General features: G+C 73.1%; 15 protein-coding genes. 8 read left to right on the top strand and 7 right to left on the bottom strand.

From position 1 onward, the window contains the following. Positions 1 to 101: 101 nt before the first annotated feature. Positions 102 to 917: a DUF3097 domain-containing protein gene (locus tag ACFQUZ_RS29285; RefSeq protein WP_377447988.1), complete on the bottom strand. Its 816-nt coding sequence runs from the start codon at positions 915 to 917 to the stop codon at positions 102 to 104. A gap of 176 nt (positions 918 to 1,093) precedes the next feature. Between ACFQUZ_RS29285 and ACFQUZ_RS29290 the strand changes: the two genes are divergently transcribed. Continuing rightward, on the top strand, positions 1,094 to 1,885 hold the full coding sequence (locus ACFQUZ_RS29290) for a hypothetical protein (protein ID WP_377447990.1): 792 nt from the start codon (positions 1,094 to 1,096) through the stop codon (positions 1,883 to 1,885). Positions 1,886 to 1,927: 42 nt separating this feature from the next. On the opposite strand, the gene ACFQUZ_RS29295 is transcribed toward ACFQUZ_RS29290, so the two are convergent. Continuing rightward, a complete protein-coding gene (locus tag ACFQUZ_RS29295; protein WP_377447992.1) occupies positions 1,928 to 2,818 on the bottom strand; it encodes a LysR family transcriptional regulator in 891 nt (296 codons plus the stop codon). A gap of 79 nt (positions 2,819 to 2,897) precedes the next feature. Between ACFQUZ_RS29295 and ACFQUZ_RS29300 the strand changes: the two genes are divergently transcribed. After that, positions 2,898 to 3,830, top strand: coding sequence for an EamA family transporter (locus ACFQUZ_RS29300; RefSeq protein ID WP_377447994.1), 933 nt, complete (start codon positions 2,898 to 2,900; stop codon positions 3,828 to 3,830). Continuing rightward, a complete protein-coding gene (locus tag ACFQUZ_RS29305; RefSeq protein ID WP_377447996.1) occupies positions 3,827 to 4,456 on the top strand; it encodes an NAD(P)-dependent oxidoreductase in 630 nt (209 codons plus the stop codon). Before ACFQUZ_RS29300 ends, ACFQUZ_RS29305 begins: the two co-directional genes overlap by 4 nt. 54 nt (positions 4,457 to 4,510) lie before the next feature. Here ACFQUZ_RS29305 and ACFQUZ_RS29310 read toward each other — a convergent pair whose 3' ends face one another. The 3 genes from ACFQUZ_RS29310 to ACFQUZ_RS29320 all read right to left on the bottom strand — a co-directional run bounded on the left by ACFQUZ_RS29310 (position 4,511) and on the right by ACFQUZ_RS29320 (position 7,123). Further along, positions 4,511 to 5,092 carry a Uma2 family endonuclease gene (locus ACFQUZ_RS29310; RefSeq protein ID WP_377447998.1) on the bottom strand — a complete coding sequence of 194 codons (582 nt, stop codon included), beginning with the start codon at positions 5,090 to 5,092 and terminating at the stop codon, positions 4,511 to 4,513. 86 nt (positions 5,093 to 5,178) lie between these two features. Next, positions 5,179 to 5,958, bottom strand: a complete 780-nt coding sequence (locus ACFQUZ_RS29315) for an HAD-IIA family hydrolase (protein WP_377448000.1) — start codon at positions 5,956 to 5,958, stop codon at positions 5,179 to 5,181. A gap of 61 nt (positions 5,959 to 6,019) precedes the next feature. Continuing rightward, the gene (locus ACFQUZ_RS29320) at positions 6,020 to 7,123 is read right to left on the bottom strand and encodes a ferrochelatase (protein WP_377448002.1); all 1,104 of its coding nucleotides are present in this window, start codon (positions 7,121 to 7,123) and stop codon (positions 6,020 to 6,022) included. 208 nt (positions 7,124 to 7,331) lie between these two features. On the opposite strand from ACFQUZ_RS29320, the gene ACFQUZ_RS29325 reads away from it, so the two are divergent. Next, a complete protein-coding gene (locus ACFQUZ_RS29325; protein ID WP_377448004.1) occupies positions 7,332 to 7,940 on the top strand; it encodes a hypothetical protein in 609 nt (202 codons plus the stop codon). Between the two features lie 4 nt (positions 7,941 to 7,944). Here the strand turns inward: ACFQUZ_RS29325 and fabI are convergent, their stop codons facing one another. Together fabI and fabG are read right to left on the bottom strand one after the other, a co-directional pair. Next, complete coding sequence (gene fabI, locus ACFQUZ_RS29330; protein WP_377448006.1) at positions 7,945 to 8,712, bottom strand: enoyl-ACP reductase FabI; 768 nt, start codon at positions 8,710 to 8,712, stop codon at positions 7,945 to 7,947. Between the two features lie 53 nt (positions 8,713 to 8,765). After that, the gene (fabG, locus tag ACFQUZ_RS29335) at positions 8,766 to 9,470 is read right to left on the bottom strand and encodes a 3-oxoacyl-ACP reductase FabG (RefSeq protein WP_377448008.1); all 705 of its coding nucleotides are present in this window, start codon (positions 9,468 to 9,470) and stop codon (positions 8,766 to 8,768) included. 153 nt (positions 9,471 to 9,623) lie between these two features. Between fabG and ACFQUZ_RS29340 the strand changes: the two genes are divergently transcribed. The 4 genes from ACFQUZ_RS29340 to ACFQUZ_RS29355 all read left to right on the top strand — a co-directional run bounded on the left by ACFQUZ_RS29340 (position 9,624) and on the right by ACFQUZ_RS29355 (position 13,775). Beyond that, positions 9,624 to 10,868, top strand: coding sequence for a sensor histidine kinase (locus ACFQUZ_RS29340; RefSeq protein ID WP_377448009.1), 1,245 nt, complete (start codon positions 9,624 to 9,626; stop codon positions 10,866 to 10,868). Then, complete coding sequence (locus ACFQUZ_RS29345; RefSeq protein WP_377448011.1) at positions 10,865 to 11,527, top strand: response regulator; 663 nt, start codon at positions 10,865 to 10,867, stop codon at positions 11,525 to 11,527. The genes ACFQUZ_RS29340 and ACFQUZ_RS29345 overlap by 4 nt, the downstream gene beginning before the upstream one ends. A 95-nt stretch (positions 11,528 to 11,622) precedes the next feature. Then, entirely contained in the window at positions 11,623 to 12,528 is a 906-nt protein-coding gene (locus tag ACFQUZ_RS29350) for an alpha/beta hydrolase (protein WP_377448013.1), read from the top strand. Next, positions 12,525 to 13,775, top strand: a complete 1,251-nt coding sequence (locus tag ACFQUZ_RS29355) for an acyltransferase (RefSeq protein WP_377448015.1) — start codon at positions 12,525 to 12,527, stop codon at positions 13,773 to 13,775. The genes ACFQUZ_RS29350 and ACFQUZ_RS29355 overlap by 4 nt, the downstream gene beginning before the upstream one ends. Positions 13,776 to 15,688 lie beyond the last annotated feature (1,913 nt).

Raw genomic sequence — 15,688 nt, forward strand, 5'->3', positions numbered from 1 at the left:
CGCGCCGACGGGGCGTGAGCGGACCGGACGCGCAGGCGCGGGGGCGGGCGCGGACCGGACGCGCCGGCGCGGCCATCCGACGGTCGCGCGTTCGCTGACGGTCAGTCCGCCGGCACGGTCACGAAGTCGATGAGCCGCTCCATCGCGTTGATCAACGGAGTCTCGACGTCCGCGAAGCTGTCCACCTTGGACAAGATGTGTCGCCACATGGTGGCCGGGTCGGCGACGCCGAGCGCCGCGCACACCCCTTCCTTCCACGGCCGGCCCGGCGGCACCACCGGCCACGCCCGAATGCCCAGGGCCGCCGGCCGGACCGCCTGCCACACGTCGACGTAGGGATGACCGGTGACCAGCACGTCCGGCGAGGTGACAGCAGCCACGATCCGGCTCTCCTTGCTGCCGGCGACGAGGTGGTCGACAAGCACCCCGAGGCGCCGGTGCGGGGCGGGTGCGAACTCGCCGACCCGGGCGGCCAGATCGTCGATGCCCTCCAGCGGCTCCACCACCACTCCCTCGACCCGCAGGTCGTCGCCCCAGATGCGCTCGACCAGAGCGGCGTCGTGGACGCCCTCCACCCAGATCCGGCTGGCCCGCGCGACCCGGGCTCGGAGTCCGCCCACCGCCACCGACCCGGAGGCGGTGCGCCGGCGCGGCGGCGGCACCGCCCGGGTTGCCGGCCGGCGCAGCGTCACCGGTTCCCCGTCGAGCAGGAAGGCCGCGGGCAGCAACGGGAAGTTACGGCGGCGACCGTGCCGGTCCTCCAGCACCACCGCACCGCTGTCGAACCCGACAACCGCCCCGCAGAAGCCGGAATCGGCATCCTCGACCACCAGGTCGGGTTCGGCGTCAACCTCCGGGATCACCCGGCGCCGCCGCCAGTCCCCGGCCAGCACGTCCTCGCCGTATCTGCGCCCCATGCGGGGCGACGCTAGCGGCTCCCCCGCCGCGAGTCCGCCCGACGCGCCGACGCGATCGGTTGCTGATCAGGCGTGTCACCGCCTCCCGGGCGTCCCGTCCGCCCCGTCCGCCGCACCGGCCAGCCACGCCCCGTCGACCCGAGACAGCGTCGGACCGAGCACGTACGCTTGCCTGCATGTCTGCTCCAACGGGCGAGGCGACGCTGGCTCCCCGCCGGTCCAGTCGGTTCGTGACCTGGGTACGCGCCTGGCGGGCCGGTCTGGTCCCGTACGACGACGTGGCCGACGCGATAGCTGGCGGCGAGGAACATCTCGTCGCGGACGCGCCCGGCACCTGGACGGACGTGCCGCTCAACGAGGCGCTGCCGACGCTGTCCCGGCTCTCGCCGGACGAGATACGGCTGGTGCTGCCCGCCCCCGGGGATCCCCGTGGACTTCCCGGTCCGGGCGACTTCGCCGGCGCCGCGCTGCTCGCCGGGGAGGCGGTCGTGGCCGGCGGGTTGGGGTTGATCCCACAGGTCCGCACGCACACGTCCGGCTCCGGGGTGACCTTCGAGACGGTGCTGTGGCGGGTCTATCCGCTGCCCTCGGACGCGCCGAACGCGACCCTGACGCTACCCGGCGCGGCCGAGGCGGAGGCGGAGTTGGCCACCGCGCTCGCCGAGACCACGGCGGCCCTGACCCGGCTCGACGTCGCCCAGTGGCGGCCCGAGTTGGCCGGTGCGCTCGCCGCGCTGCGGCGGCCGGACGGAGCTACCGACCTGCCACCGGGCTACGATCCCCGCGCCCGCCGGCTGTTCGCCCGGGCCGCCGTGCTGGACCGGGTGTTGGCGCTGGCCGGTGAGGCGGCGCCCGGCGGCGCGGTCAACGGCTACGAGGCACAGCAGCGCGACGCGGCGCTCCGGCCACTCACCCACGCCTGCCGGCAGGCCCTTGTCGCCGCCTGCAACGCTCCGCTGCGGCCGTAGCCGACCGTCTCCGGGATCGCGCGGGGGTGGGCAGCCCCACCGTCACGTGTCCCGTGGATCGCCGGTCGGGATGTCGAGAACGGCGAGGAAGGCGCTTGCCGCGGGCGTCCGGCCGGTGCCGGTCCACACGACGTACTCGACGCGGACCGGCGCGTCGGTGACCTCAATGGTCACCACACCGGCGAGTTGTGGCGCGTAGGCGGCGGGAAGCATCGCTACGCCGAGGTTCTGCCCGACGAGTCGGTCGATGAAGTCCGCGGTGGTGACCTCGAAGGCGACGTCACGGCTGAGCCCGGCACCCGCGAAGGCCTGGTCGGACTGGGCGCGCCCGGCCGTCCCGGCCGGCAGGTCCACGAACACCTCGGATGACAGCCGGTGCAGGTCGACCGCTGGTTCGCCGGCGAGCGGGTGCTCCGGCGCGACCACGGCGACGAGCCGGTCCCGGCCGAGTTCGTGGGCGGTCACGCCGTCCGGCTGTGACGTGGTCGGCAACCCGAGGAAGGCCACGTCGAGAATCCCCTGCCTGACCTGCTCGACGAGATCCTCGCTCGCGCCCACGCGAAGGCTGATGCGCACCTGCGGGTGCCGCTGGCGAAAGTCCCCGAGCGCGCGCGGGACGTCGACCGCGGCGACCGTGGGGATGAGGCCCACGGCGAGGCGTCCGCGCACCTCCCCGACCGCCGCGGCGACCTCGGCGGCGGCCCGTTCGGCGGCGTCCAGGCACTCACGGGCGGCCGGAAGGAACGCCGCTCCGGCCGGCGTCAGCCGCACCCGCCGGCTGGTACGCGCGAAGAGTTTCGCACCCAGTTCCCGTTCCAGGCGGGCGATCTGGTGGCTGAGCGCGGACTGGACGACCAGGCAGCGCTCGGCGGCGCGGGTGAAGCTGTTCGTCTCGGCGACAGCGAGGACGTAACGGATCTGCTGGAGTTCCACAGACCAATCATGAATTGAGATTGTTCCTGTGACAATCATGTGTTGGATTCATGGATGGGTCCGGGCGAGACTGCGAGGCATGCCACGTCCAGCCCTCCGGTGGGGCCCCACAGTCGGCGGTCGCGCAACCCTGGCGCGTACCGCCGCGACCGCGATCGCCCCGTCGGTGTGGGGCACGACGTACGTCGTCACCACCGAGCTTCTCCCGCCGGGACATCCGTTGTTCGCGGGCCTGCTGCGAGCGTTACCCGCCGGCCTGGTCGCGCTGGTGATCGCCCGGACGCTGCCCCGCGGTGTCTGGTGGGCGCGGGCCACGGCGCTCGGGGTGCTGAACATCGGGCTGTTCCTGCCGCTGCTGTTCGTCGCGGCCGAACGCCTACCGGGTGGGGTGGCCGCCACCCTGACGGCCACCCAGCCGCTCGGCGTCGCCGTCCTGGCCGTGACAGTCCTGCGCGAGAGCCCGTCCGTGTGGCGCTTCGCCTGGGGCGCGATCGGTGCGGTCGGCGTGGGCCTGGTCGTGATCGGTCCGGAGGCGAGATTCGGCGCCGTCGGCATCGTCGCCGGTCTTGCCTGCGCCGCCACGATGGCGTTCGGGATCACGCTCACCAAACGGTGGGGACGTCCCGCCGGGGTGGGCCCGACCGCGTTCGCCGGGTGGCAACTCACCGCCGGCGGCCTGTTCCTGCTGCCCGTGACCCTCCTCGTCGAGGGATCACCGCCCGCCATCGACGCCGCGGCGGCCCTCGGCTACCTCTGGCTCGGCCTGGTCGGCGGCCTGGTCACCTACGTTCTCTGGTTCCGCGGCATCACCAGCCTGCCGGTGACAAACGTCGCCGTTCTGGGGCTCCTCTCCCCGCTTGTCGCCGCCGCGCTCGGCGCCGTCCTGCTCGGGCAGACCCTTGGCCCGATCCAACTCGCGGGATTCGCGCTCTCTCTGGCCGCCATCGTCGCGGGACAGCTCCCCGCGCCGACGCGGTCACCCGTTCTCACCTCGAAAGGAACGTCTCAATGAGAATCACCGTCGTCGGAGCCGCCGGCATGGTCGGCTCGCGCGTCGTCAGCGAAGCCGCGAACCGGGGGCACGAGCCCGTCGCGGTGACCCGGAAGGAACGGGACGCACTGCCGGCCGGAGTGACCGCCGCCCAGGGGGACGCGGACGATACCGAGCGGATGAGCGAGCTGTTCCGCGACACCGACGCGGTCGTGGCGGCCACCCGCCCGGCCCCCGGACACGAGCACACCCTCCCGGCGACGACGACGGCGCTGCTCGACGCGGTCGCACGGGCGGGGACGCGGATCCTCGTCGTCGGCGGCGCCGCGCCCCTGCGGGTCCCCGGACGGCCCGACCGGCTCGTCGTCGACAGCCCGGAGTACGTCCCGCCGGCGTACCGCGCCATCGCCGCCGCCAGCGCCGCCCAACTGGACGCCTGCCGGGCGCACCCGGCCGACTGGGTCTATCTCAGCCCGCCCGCCATCCTCGAACCCGGCCCCCGCACCGGGCGGTACCGGCGCGGAACCAGCACCCTGATCACCACGACCGACGGCACGTCCCGGATCTCCGTGGAGGACCTCGCCGTCGCGGTGCTCGACGAAATCGACAACCCGAGCGCGGACCGGCACTTCACCGTCGGCTATTAGCCCGACCGGACCGCCGCGGCGGTGCAGACACCGGCGGCGAATCCGCCGCCGGTGTCAGAGCCGCTCGATCTCGGTGAGGTCGATGTCGATGTCGAACGGCAGGCCGACCTGGATCCGGTCGTGATAGATGCCGGTGAGGGCATACGTGTGGGTGGCCGGGTCGAGCTCGTACACGTACACCGCGACCTTCCCGCCGGAGATGTCCTCGACCCGCCAGAAGTGCCGGATGCCGGCCCGTGCGTACAGCGTGGGCTTGCGGTCCCGGTCCCGCTCCTCCGAGTCGGGCGAGACGACCTCGACCACCAGGTCGACGGCATCCGGGGGATACCACGTCTGGTCGGGGCTCGTCTCCGCATCGGCGGCGACCACCAGCACATCCGGCTCGAGTCGCTGGCGGAGCCCGAGCGTCACGCACATCTCCCGCCGCACCCGCAGGTTCTTCGGCACCGTGCGCCGCAGCCCCTGAACCAACAGGTCGAGCGCGAGCGTGTGGAAGACCTTCTGTGGGCTCACGAGAACGAGGCTCCCGTCGATCAGCTCGGTGTGCGGCGGAAGGTTGGGGAGCCGGTCCAGGTCGTCGGCCGTGTAGCCACCCGGCGGTGGCGTCGGCCACTCGAACGCCGCTTGGGCACCCATGCACTCTCCCACGGTCGAACTGATACGCCACAGCCTAGCCGCTGTCCGCGACGGCGGGCGGCAGGCCGGCCGCCGTCCGGCCCGGATCAGATTTCGTCGACCAGGTCGGCCACCGAATCCACGATCCGGGACGGCCGGTACGGATAGCGCTCCGCCTCGGCGCGGGTGCTGATCCCGGTGAGCACCAGCACGGTCTCCATGCCGGCCTCCAGGCCACAGAGGATGTCGGTGTCCATCCGGTCACCGATCATCAGCGTGCTCTCCGAGTGCGCCTCGATGGCGTTCAGCGCCGAGCGCATCATCATCGGGTTCGGCTTGCCGACGAAGTACGGCTCGACCCCGGTCGCCTTCGAGATCATCGCGGCGACCGAGCCGGCGGCCGGCAACGCGCCCTCGGCGGACGGCCCGGTCGGATCCGGATTGGTGCAGATGAACCGGGCGCCGCCGTCGATCAACCGGACCGCCTTGGTGATCGCCTCGAAGCTGTACGTCCGGGTCTCCCCCAGCACCACGTAGTCCGGGGCGAAATCGGACAGGATGTAGCCGACGGCGTGCATCGCGGTCGTCAACCCCGCCTCGCCGATCACGTACGCCGACCCGCCCGGCCGTTGATCGGTGAGGAACTGGGCGGTGGCCAGCGCCGCCGTCCAGATCGACTGCTCCGGCACGTCGAAACCCATCCGGGTCAGCCGGGCCTGGAGATCGCGGGGCGTGTAGATGGAATTGTTGGTCAGCACCAGGAAGGGCTTGCCGGAGGCGCGCAGCCGGCTGATGAACTCGGGCGCGCCCGGCACCGGCTGGCCCTCGTGCACGAGCACACCGTCCATGTCGGTAAGCCAGGCCTCGGCGGGCTTTCGGTCTCTCATCTGGCTACCTCGCCGTCGGGGTGGGTGCTCGGACGCGGGGCGTCCACGGATCCGGTGCCGGTCACCGGCGCCGGGGCGGCACGCAGCAACCGGCCGGACAGGTGTCCCAGACGGGCAGCGTACCGAGCCTCCGGCGCGCCGCCGTGTCGGCCGCGTTAACCACCGGGTCCGGCCCGGTAGTCGCCGGGTCCAGCCCGGCAACCGGCGACTCCAGCCCGGCAGCCGCCGGCTCCAGCCGCTCGGTCACCAACTCCCGGATCATGGTGACGAATCGGGGATCGGTGCCCGGCGTGTCCGCCCGCACGTAGTCGAGGCCGAGTTGCTTGGCGGTGCCGGCGGCCTCGGTGTCCAGGTCCCACACCACCTCCAGGTGGTCGGAGACGAACCCGATCGGGCTCACCACGACCGCTTGTACGCCGTCGGCGGCCAGCGCCGCCAGGTGGTCGTTGATGTCCGGCTCCAGCCACGGCACCTGCGGCGGGCCGGACCGGCTCTGCCACACCAGGTCGTACGCCAGGTCGGGAGCCGCGGCGGCGTGCACCAGAGCCGCGGTCTCGCGCAGTTGTGCCTCGTACCGGCCACCGTTCGGGCCGGCGGTGGCGGCCATCGAGGTGGGGATGGAGTGCGCGGTGAAGACCAGCCGGGCCTCCGCGCGACGCTCCGCCGGGAGCGCGGCCAGGGCCTCCCGAACGGCGTCGGCGTGCGGCTCGACGAACCCGGGGTGGTCCCAGAACTGCCGCAGCTTGTCGATAACGGGCGCGCCGGAGCCACCCGCCGCCCGCGCCGCGGCGATGTCCTCCTGGTACTGCCGGCAGGACGAGTATCCGCCGTACGCGCTCGTGACGAAGGCGAGCGCCGAACGGATCCCGTCGTCGCGCATCTGGGCCACCGTGTCGGCAAGCATCGGGTGCCAGTTCCGGTTGCCCCAGTAGACGGGCAGGTCCAGGCCGTGCTCGGCGAAATCGGCGCGCAGCGCGTCGAGCAGGTCCCGGTTCTGCTGGTTGATCGGCGAGACGCCACCGAAGTGCTGGTAGTGCTCGGCGACCTCGGCCAGCCGCTCCGGCGGCACCCCGCGCCCCCGGGTCACGTTCTCCAGGAACGGCAGCACGTCGTCCGGACGTTCCGGACCGCCGAACGAGACCAGCACCACCGCGTCGTACGCCATGGGGCCATTCTTCCCGCCCGCTCGCCCGCGCTGCCGGCGGGCCCGGTGTCGGCTGCGTCACCGGCACGCCCGGTTCCCTCGCCGGCCGCCCCGACCTCGACGGGCGTTCCGCACCGGTCGGAACGCACCGGTCCGCCGGGCGAACCGCCCGGAAGACCGATGCGCTCCGCATCTGGGGTCGTGCGCGGAACCGGCCGAGACTGCCTTCATGAGCGCAAACGTCGTCATTCCTCGTCCGAACCAACAGTCACCAAGCGTCGTACGAAGGATGCTGGACCGCTGGCCGGCGGCGCTCGGGCTCGCCCTGGCCCTACTCCAGCTCGCCACCGATGACCCGGACAGTCCGACCGGCGGGCTCATGGTGCTGATGGTGGCGACGACCGCCTATGTCGTCATCGCCGCGCTCGTCCGGCCAAGCTGGTCCTGGGCGGTGGTCGGAGTGCTGTCGGCCGTGGTGCTGGCCACCGGGCTCACCTCGGCCGGGCCGGCCGTCGAGCTGGGGTCGCTTGTCGCGATCAGCGGCGCGGCGATCGTCACCGGCTTCGTCCGCCGTACCTGGACGAGGGCCGACCTCTACCGGTGGCAACCCTATGCCGCCGTCGCCTTCCTCGCACTCAGCCTCGGCGCGCTCTGGTTCGCCCCGGAAACCGGACGCGTACTGATCGCGGTCGGACTCATCGGGCACGCCCTCTGGGACCTCGCGCACTGGCGGCGGCATCAGGTCGTGTCCCGGTCCTTGGCCGAGTGGTGTCTCGCCCTGGACTTCACCCTCGGAGCCGGGGTCCTCGTGCTTACCCTGTGGCCGAACGTCTTCTGATCTTTCAGGCGCCGAGGGCGTGGTAGCCGCCGTCGACGTGCACCACCTCGCCGGTGGTGGCCGGGAACCAGTCGGAGAGCAGCGCCAGCACGGCGCGGGCGGCCGGCTCCTGGTCGGCCAGGTCCCAACCCAGCGGGGCTCGGTCGGCCCAGGCGTCCTCGAACTGCTCGAACCCGGGGATCGACCGGGCGGCCATGGTGCGCAGCGGGCCTGCGGACACCAGGTTGCTGCGGATCCCCCGGCGGCCCAGGTGCAGCGCCAGGTAGCGGGAGGCGGACTCCAGGCCGGCCTTTGCCACGCCCATCCAGTCGTACACCGGCCACGCCTTGGTGCCGTCGAAGGTGAGGCCGACCACGGCCCCGCCGGGGCCCATGAGCGGCAGAGCCGCGGTGGCCAGCGCCTTGTACGAGTAGGTGGAGACGTGCAGCGCGGTGGCCACGTCGTCCCAGGGCGCGTCGAGGAACCCGCCGCCGAGGCAGCTCTGCGGGGCGAAGCCGATGGAGTGCACCACCCCGTCCAGCCCGTCGACGTGTTCGCGGACCCGGTCGGCCAGGCCGGCGAGGTGGTCGGCGTTTGTCACGTCGAGTTCGATGACGGGCGCCGGTTCGGGCAGCCGCTTCGCGATCCGCTCCACAAGCGACAGCCGGCCGAAGCCGGTGAGCACGACGGTGGCGCCGTTCTCCTGGGCGAGCTTGGCGACCGAGAAGGCGATCGACTGGTCAGTGATGACACCGGTGACGAGCAGCCGCTTACCGGCCAGCATTCCGGACATGCAGGGGTTCCTCCGTTGTCTCCGTGACCGTGGTGACAGAACCGGGTCGGGCGTCAGTGGCCCATCCCCAGGCCGCCGTCGACCGGGATGACGGCGCCGGAAATGTAGCCCGCGGCGTCGCTGGCCAGCCAGGTCACCACGCCGGCGACCTCATCCGGCTCGGCGAACCGGCCAGCCGGGATCGACTTGCGGTACTCCTCCCGGAGCTGGTCGGACAGGCCCGCCGTCATGTCGGTCCGGATGTACCCGGGAGCGACCACGTTCGCGGTCACGTTGCGGGTGCCCAACTCCCGGGTGAGCGAGCGCGCCATGCCGACCAGGCCGGCCTTGCTCGCGGCGTAGTTGACCTGGCCCGGCGAGCCCGACAGTCCGACCACCGAGGAGATGAAGATCATCCGACCCCAGCGTCCCCGCACCATCCTGGTCGCCGCCCGCCTGGCGCAGCGGAACGATCCCGTCAGGTTGGTGTCCACCACCCGGGTGAACTGGTCCTCGGACATCCTCATGACAAGCGTGTCGTCGGTGATGCCGGCGTTGGCCACCAGCACCTCCACCGGACCCAGCTCGGCCTCCACGGTGCCGAAGGCGGCGTCCACCGCTGCCGCGTCGGTGACGTCACAGCGCACCCCGAACAGGCCCTCCGGCGGCTCGCCGCTCCGGTGGGTGATCGCCACCCGGTCGCCCTGCTTGGCGAAGGCCCGGGCGACGGCCAACCCGATCCCCCGGTTGCCCCCGGTCACCAGCACTGTTCGGGCCACTGCCGCTCCTCGTGATCGTGCGGACGGTCGCGATGGAGACTAGGCGCTACCCGTAGGTAACGGCGAACGCGGGGCGCGTCATACCCGGGTACGGGTCCGAGATCAGACCGGGGTGGCACGCCGAGCCGCCCGGTCCGCCGTACCGTCCAGGAGATGGACCAGCGCTCCGATCCGGTACGTCTCGCCCTGCGCGACCTGGGTGCGCTGCTGGCCGGTCCCGACCGGCCGGCGAGCCCGTCAACCCCCCGCCGCGGCTGGCGCTGGTGGCAGGCCGTGTTCGTGCCGGTGGTGCTGCTGCTCCTGGTCAGCCTGACGTTCGCCGGGTCCGAATACCTGAAGGGCAACCGCGACATCCCCGAATCGTGGTCGCTGCTCCTGTCGCTCGGCGCGACGGTGCCGGCCGCCGTGGCACTGCGCTACCCGCTGTGGGCGTGGCGGCTCGCGTACCCGTTCCTCTACCTGGGCACGGTGGACACCCGCCCGCACGAGGCGTGGCCGTGGCAACCCGTGCAGATCATCTTCTTCCTGCTCGTGCTGCTGCTGCTCGCCGCCCGGGTCCGGCCGGGGATGGCCGTCTGGGCCGGCGTACTGAGCCTGCCGCCGGTCTACCTGTTCACCGCGAACACCGCCAACGCGCACGGCGTGGTGGTGCTGTTCGCGGCGTTGCTGACCGTCGGCGGGCTGATCCGGCGGGTCCGGCTGTCGAAGCGGGCCCTGCGCGAGCAGACCGAGCTGAGCGAGCTGGAGAAGGCGCGCCGGGCCGTGCTGGAGGAACGCGCCCGGATCGCCCGGGAGATGCACGACGTGGTGGCCCACCACATGTCGATGATCGCGGTCCAGGCGGAGACCGCCCCTTACCGGCTCGCCGACCTGCCCGAGCCGGCCCGGGCCGAGTTCGTCGCGGTCGCCGGCGCCGCCCGGGCCGCGCTCACCGACATGCGCCGGCTGCTGGGCGTGCTGCGCAACGCCGACAACACCCCGCAGACCGCCCCGCAGCCGGGCCTCGCCGACCTGCCCGAGCTGGTCGCCAACGCTCGGCGGGCCGGAATGACGGTCACCGTCGGCGAGCCGTTGCCCGACGGCCGGGAGCCGGCCGTGCCGGATCCGGTCGCGCTTGCCGCGTACCGGATCACGCAGGAAGCGCTGGCCAACGCGGCCCGGCACGCGCCCGGCGGCGCGGTCCGGCTCGCGGTCCGCGCCACCGCCACGGAGCTGGCGGTACGGATCGACAACGCGCTGCCCGACCCGGCGCCGCCGCCCGGACCGGTGGGTCACGGCCTCACCGGGATGCGGGAGCGGGCGGTGCTGCTCGGCGGCACGTTCTCCGCCGGCCCCACCACCGACGGGTTCACCGTCGACGCCCACCTACCCTACGAACCGGAGGAGGGCGACACATGATCAAGGTGCTCATCGCGGACGACCAGGCGATGGTGCGGCAGGGCTTCGGGGCGCTGCTCGCCGCGCAGCCGGACCTGCTGGTCGTCGGCGACGCCGCCAACGGCGCCGAGGCCGTCACGGCAGCCCGCCGGTTCGATCCCGACGTGGTGCTGATGGACGTCCGGATGCCGGTGCTGGACGGCCTGGCCGCCACCCGGCAACTCGTCGGCGACGGTCCGGGCGACCGTCCCCGGGTGCTCATCCTCACCACCTTCGACCTGGACGACTACGTCTACGCCGCGCTGCGGGCCGGGGCCAGCGGCTTCCTGCTCAAGGACGCCCCGGCCGCAGATCTGGTGCAGGCGGTCCGGGTGGTGGCCGCCGGGGACGCGCTGCTGGCCCCGGCGGTGACCCGCCGGTTGATCGCCGAGTTCGCCGCCCGGCCGACGCCCGACCGGCCCCGGCCGGTGTCGCTGGCCGGGCTGACCGACCGGGAGACCGAGGTGCTGCGGCTGATCGCGCGCGGCCGATCCAACACCGAGATCGCCGCCGACCTGGTCGTCGCCGAACAGACGGTCAAGACACACGTCAGCCGGATCCTGGCCAAGTTGCACCTGCGCGACCGGGCGCAGGCCGTCGTCGTCGCGTACGAGTCCGGCCTGATCACCGCGGGCGAGTAGCTCCCGGGTAGGGGGTCGGGACCGCTCCCCGGACGGATCCGCCGCCGCCAGCCTCACCCGCAGCCTCTGAGATCACCAGATCAAGGAGGTACGACGTGAGACGTCACCCGGCGACCGCCGGCATCCTGGCCGTCCTGCTCGGCATCGGCCTGCTCGCGCCACCACCGGCCACCGCGGCGTCCGGCACGCCGCCCCGCCTCGGTCCGCTGACGGCGGCGTACCAGCGCAGTGCCGAGGCGATGCGGGCGGCCGGCTCGCCGTACGCCGACTGGACCGCGGCCGGCCGCCGGTTCCTGGCGTTCGACCGGACCGGCGACGGCACGGCCGTGGAGGTGGTCGGCGACCTGGACCGCGCCGAACGGGTGGTGGTCCTGGTTCCCGGCGTGGCCACCAGCCTGCCCGACTTCGATCGCGGTCTGGGCGGGGTGGCCCGGCGTGCGCCGGCGGCGCAGGCCCGGACGGTGTACGCGGCCCTGCGTGCCGCCGAGCCCGATACTCCGGTCGCCGTCGTGGCGTGGCTGGGCTACGACCCACCGGACGGCCTCGGCCTGGCGGCGGCCCGGGGTGACCGGGCCCGGTCCGGGGGTCGGTCGCTGGCCGCCTTCCTCTCCGAGTTGGCCGGTCAGCGGCCCGCCGCTACGGTGACCGCGATCGGGCACAGCTACGGCGCGCTGGTGCTCGGGTACGCCGCCGCCCGGCTGCCCCGGCAGGTGACCGACCTGGTAGCCGTCGGCGGTGTCGGAATGGGCGTCGACCGGGCGGCGGACCTGGCGACGTCGGCCCGGATGTGGGCGGCCGAGGCGCCGGACGACTGGATCCGGCGGATACCGCAGCACCGCCTGGGCGGGCTGGGACACGGCGTGCGCCCGGCCACGGCCCGGTTCGGCGCCCGCGCGCTGTCGACGGACGGCGTTTCGGGACACGACGGCTACCTGGAGGCAGGGACCGGCACCGTCCGGGGGATCGTCTCGATCGCCCTGCACGGGACGGCCGACCGATGAACACGCTGGAGGGCCGGCGGGACCGGGGTATCGACGGGCTGCGGGTGGTGGCGCTGGCCGGGGTGGTCGTCGGGCACTGGCTGGTGACCGCGCTGGTGCTCGGCCCCGACGGGGCGCTCACCCAGGACAGTCCGTTGCGGACGGTGCCGGCGCTCGTGCCGGCGAGTTGGTTGCTCCAGACCCTCGGGCTGTTCTTCTTCGTGGCGGGGTTCGCGGCCTCCCGGTCGTGGACGGCGGTGCGGACGGCGGGCGGGACCTACGGCCGCTGGCTGACCGCCCGACTCGGCCGGCTCGGCCGGCCGGTGGCCGCTTTCGTGGCGGTGTGGGCGTTCGCGCTGGCGGTCGCCCTGGTCGCCGGAGCGCCGGACGCCACCCTGGAAACCGTCGTGGTGCTGGTGATCAGCCCGCTGTGGTTCCTCGCGGTGCTGATCGGGCTGTGCGTGGCGACGGCACCGGTCGGCCGGGCGGTACGCCGGTTCGGCCCGCTGGCCGCGTTGCCACTCGCCGCGGTGGTGGCGGTGGCCGATGCCGGGTGGGGACAGGCCTCGGTGACCCTGCTGGCGGCGTGGACGGTGCCGTACCTGCTCGGCGTCGCGCTGGCCGAGGGACGGCTGGGTCGCCGGTCGGGCCGGATGCTCGCGCTGGGCGGCACCGCTACCCTGGTCGTCCTGCTCGCCCTCGGCGACTACCCGACGGCGGCGGTCGGGGTGCCCGGGGCCGGAGGCTCCAACCTCAACCCGCCGACCCTACCCACGGTGGCTCTGGCGGCGGCGCAGTCCGGACTCGCGGTTCTCTGCGGGCCGAAACTGGACCGGTTGCTCGGGCGGCCGGGCCGGTGGCGCCCGGTCGCCGCCGTCAACCGGATGGCGCTCCCGGTGTTCCTCGCCCACCAGAGCTCGCTGATCATGGTGACCGTCACCCTGACCTGGCTGTCCTGGGGGACCCCACTGCCGGGGCTGCACACCACCCCTGGCGACGCCGGTTGGCTGGTCACCCGGGTGGCCTGGCTCCCGGTGTTCGTGGCCGGTCTGCTGCTTCTGGTGGCCCTGTTCCCGACCCGTGCCCGAGGGCCTAATCTGACCCAGTATCCAGCGGGGGAGAGGGATCGTCACGGGTGGACACGACTCCTGATCGGCACGTCAGCAGCGGCTCCTCCGCACCACCACCAGCGGCGGCCCGGCCACGCCTCCCCCGCCCCTCGGCATACCTACTGCTGTCCACCGCAGCGGTCCTCGTCGCCGCCGTGATCAGCTATCGGCAGCCATGGATCGGGGACTTCGGCCTGCACGCGGCCGTCGTCGGACGCCTACGGGACAACCTGCTGGATCCGGCGGACCCGATGGTGCGCGGGCACGCCCCGAGCCCGTACTTCACCCCGTATCCGTTGCTGTTGGCGGTCATCGCCCGCGTTACGGGTGACGCCGCCACGGTGCTCAGCGCCGCCGCGCCGGTGAATCTGGCCCTGCTCCTGTTCGGACTACGCCGGTTCGTAGCGGTCTTCACCGACAGTCGGGCGGCGGCACTGTTGGCACTCTGCTTCGTGCCGCTGCTGTGGGGGCCGCTGGCCCTGCAATGGAGCGGATATCCGACGCTTCGCGGGCTCCCGCTGATCCTTCCCTATCCGAGCACGCTCGGATTCGCGCTGATGCTGCTGACCTGGGTCATGGTCGTCTGGGCCATCGATGGTGGCGCCTGGTGGCGATGGGCGCTGACCGGACTCCTGGGCGGCGTGCTGGTACTGGTGCACCCGTTCACTGCGATCTGCGCGGCTCTCGGCGCGCTCGCGCTCGCCCTGGGCCGGCTCCGCCGGCTCGGCGGGACCGAGGTGCTCGGCATGCTGACCGGCGTCCTGGTTACCGCCGCGGTGGTCCTCACCTGGCCCTACTTCCACATCACCGACGTGCTGGCGGCGGCCGACGAACTCGACGAGATCCACCGGGTGCTCTACACCGCCCCGCTGGCCCACTACGGCTTCGCGTTCGCCGTCGGGCTTCCCGCGTTGCTGCTCCGGTTCCGCCGCGACCGGCGGGATCCGCTGGTCCTGCTTTTCACCCTGGCCGGGTTGGTGGTGCTGTACGGCGGGCTGAGCGGTGCGTACGCCTTCGGCCGGGTGTGGCCGGTACTGGCGCTGAGCCTGCAGGTCGCCGCCGCCGTGGAGTTGGGCCGGTTGGTCCGCCGCCCGGATCCGCGAGCCCGTCCGGTACGCCGGGAGGGACCGGCCCCGCGTCGAATACTGGGCGGCGTGTGGGCGGTCGGCGCCGTCCTGGCCTGCTCGATCGGGTTGGCCACCCAGTACGGAAACCTGCTGCTGGTGCTCCCGCCCGAGCAACTCACGCCGGCTCGCCGGGCGGCGCACGACATGACGTATCCGCCCGGATGGGGTTGGGTGGGCCAGGCCGTCGGCCGCGACCAGGTGGTGCTGACCGGCGACGTCGGGGTAAGTAGGGCCCTGCTGGCGTACGAGATCCGCGCGGTCGCGCCACCCTGGCCCGACCCCCTGCTGGCCGACGAGGCCCGCCGCCGCGCGGACCAGGCGACGCTGCTCGATCCCGCCACGCCCGAGCCGCAGCGCCGGGAACTGCTGGAGCGGTACGCGGTGGACTGGGTGCTCGACACCCGGGGTAGCTACCGGTGGGCCGATAGGTACGCGGTGGAGATCGTGGAGCGGCCGGGCCGCCCGGCCCGCCTGATCCGACTGCGCTGAGCCCTGGCCCGCCTGATCCGACTGCGCGCCGCTGACTCGACGCCTCGGCCGATCGGCCGATCCAACGGCGACGGTGGCGCCGGTGTACCATTCCGACGGATCTTTTCGCCCGGCCGACCTCAGGAGGTGATCGCTGTGCGAGATAGCGATCCTCCTAGTCGTGGCCGGGCCGCCGGTCCGCTCCGCTGAGCCGTTCGCAGCCTGAGCCGACCCAGTCCACCCCGCCACGCCACTCCGGGCCCGACGTCGTCGGGTGTCTCCGGCGTGTTCGATGGCGGGTCGCCCGGTCGCGACTTCTCCCGCACCCAAGCCGCCCGTCCCTTGCGTGTCTTCGCCTTCGGAGAGTCGCCATGAGCCGCTACGTCGCCCCGCTGGGCTTCACCCTGGCCGCCGCCTGGGTCGTCTACCTCTTCATCCTCGTCGGCGCCACCCGCTGACCCCCACCCCCTCTCTCCC

The organism is Plantactinospora sp. GCM10030261, assembly GCF_042666615.1.
Taxonomy (GTDB): Bacteria; Actinomycetota; Actinomycetes; order Mycobacteriales; family Micromonosporaceae; genus KBS50.

Bases quoted from the DNA above. Each gene is read 5' to 3' on its own strand.
- ACFQUZ_RS29285 (WP_377447988.1), bottom strand. From the start codon at position 917: ATGGGGCGCAGATACGGCGAGGACGTGCTGGCCGGGGACTGGCGGCGG.
- ACFQUZ_RS29290 (WP_377447990.1), top strand. From the start codon at position 1,094: ATGTCTGCTCCAACGGGCGAGGCGACGCTGGCTCCCCGCCGGTCCAGT.
- ACFQUZ_RS29300 (WP_377447994.1), top strand. From the start codon at position 2,898: ATGCCACGTCCAGCCCTCCGGTGGGGCCCCACAGTCGGCGGTCGCGCA.
- ACFQUZ_RS29305 (WP_377447996.1), top strand. From the start codon at position 3,827: ATGAGAATCACCGTCGTCGGAGCCGCCGGCATGGTCGGCTCGCGCGTC.
- ACFQUZ_RS29310 (WP_377447998.1), bottom strand. From the start codon at position 5,092: ATGGGTGCCCAAGCGGCGTTCGAGTGGCCGACGCCACCGCCGGGTGGC.
- ACFQUZ_RS29315 (WP_377448000.1), bottom strand. From the start codon at position 5,958: ATGAGAGACCGAAAGCCCGCCGAGGCCTGGCTTACCGACATGGACGGT.
- ACFQUZ_RS29320 (WP_377448002.1), bottom strand. From the start codon at position 7,123: ATGGCGTACGACGCGGTGGTGCTGGTCTCGTTCGGCGGTCCGGAACGT.
- ACFQUZ_RS29325 (WP_377448004.1), top strand. From the start codon at position 7,332: ATGAGCGCAAACGTCGTCATTCCTCGTCCGAACCAACAGTCACCAAGC.
- fabI (WP_377448006.1), bottom strand. From the start codon at position 8,712: ATGTCCGGAATGCTGGCCGGTAAGCGGCTGCTCGTCACCGGTGTCATC.
- ACFQUZ_RS29340 (WP_377448009.1), top strand. From the start codon at position 9,624: ATGGACCAGCGCTCCGATCCGGTACGTCTCGCCCTGCGCGACCTGGGT.
- ACFQUZ_RS29345 (WP_377448011.1), top strand. From the start codon at position 10,865: ATGATCAAGGTGCTCATCGCGGACGACCAGGCGATGGTGCGGCAGGGC.
- ACFQUZ_RS29355 (WP_377448015.1), top strand. From the start codon at position 12,525: ATGAACACGCTGGAGGGCCGGCGGGACCGGGGTATCGACGGGCTGCGG.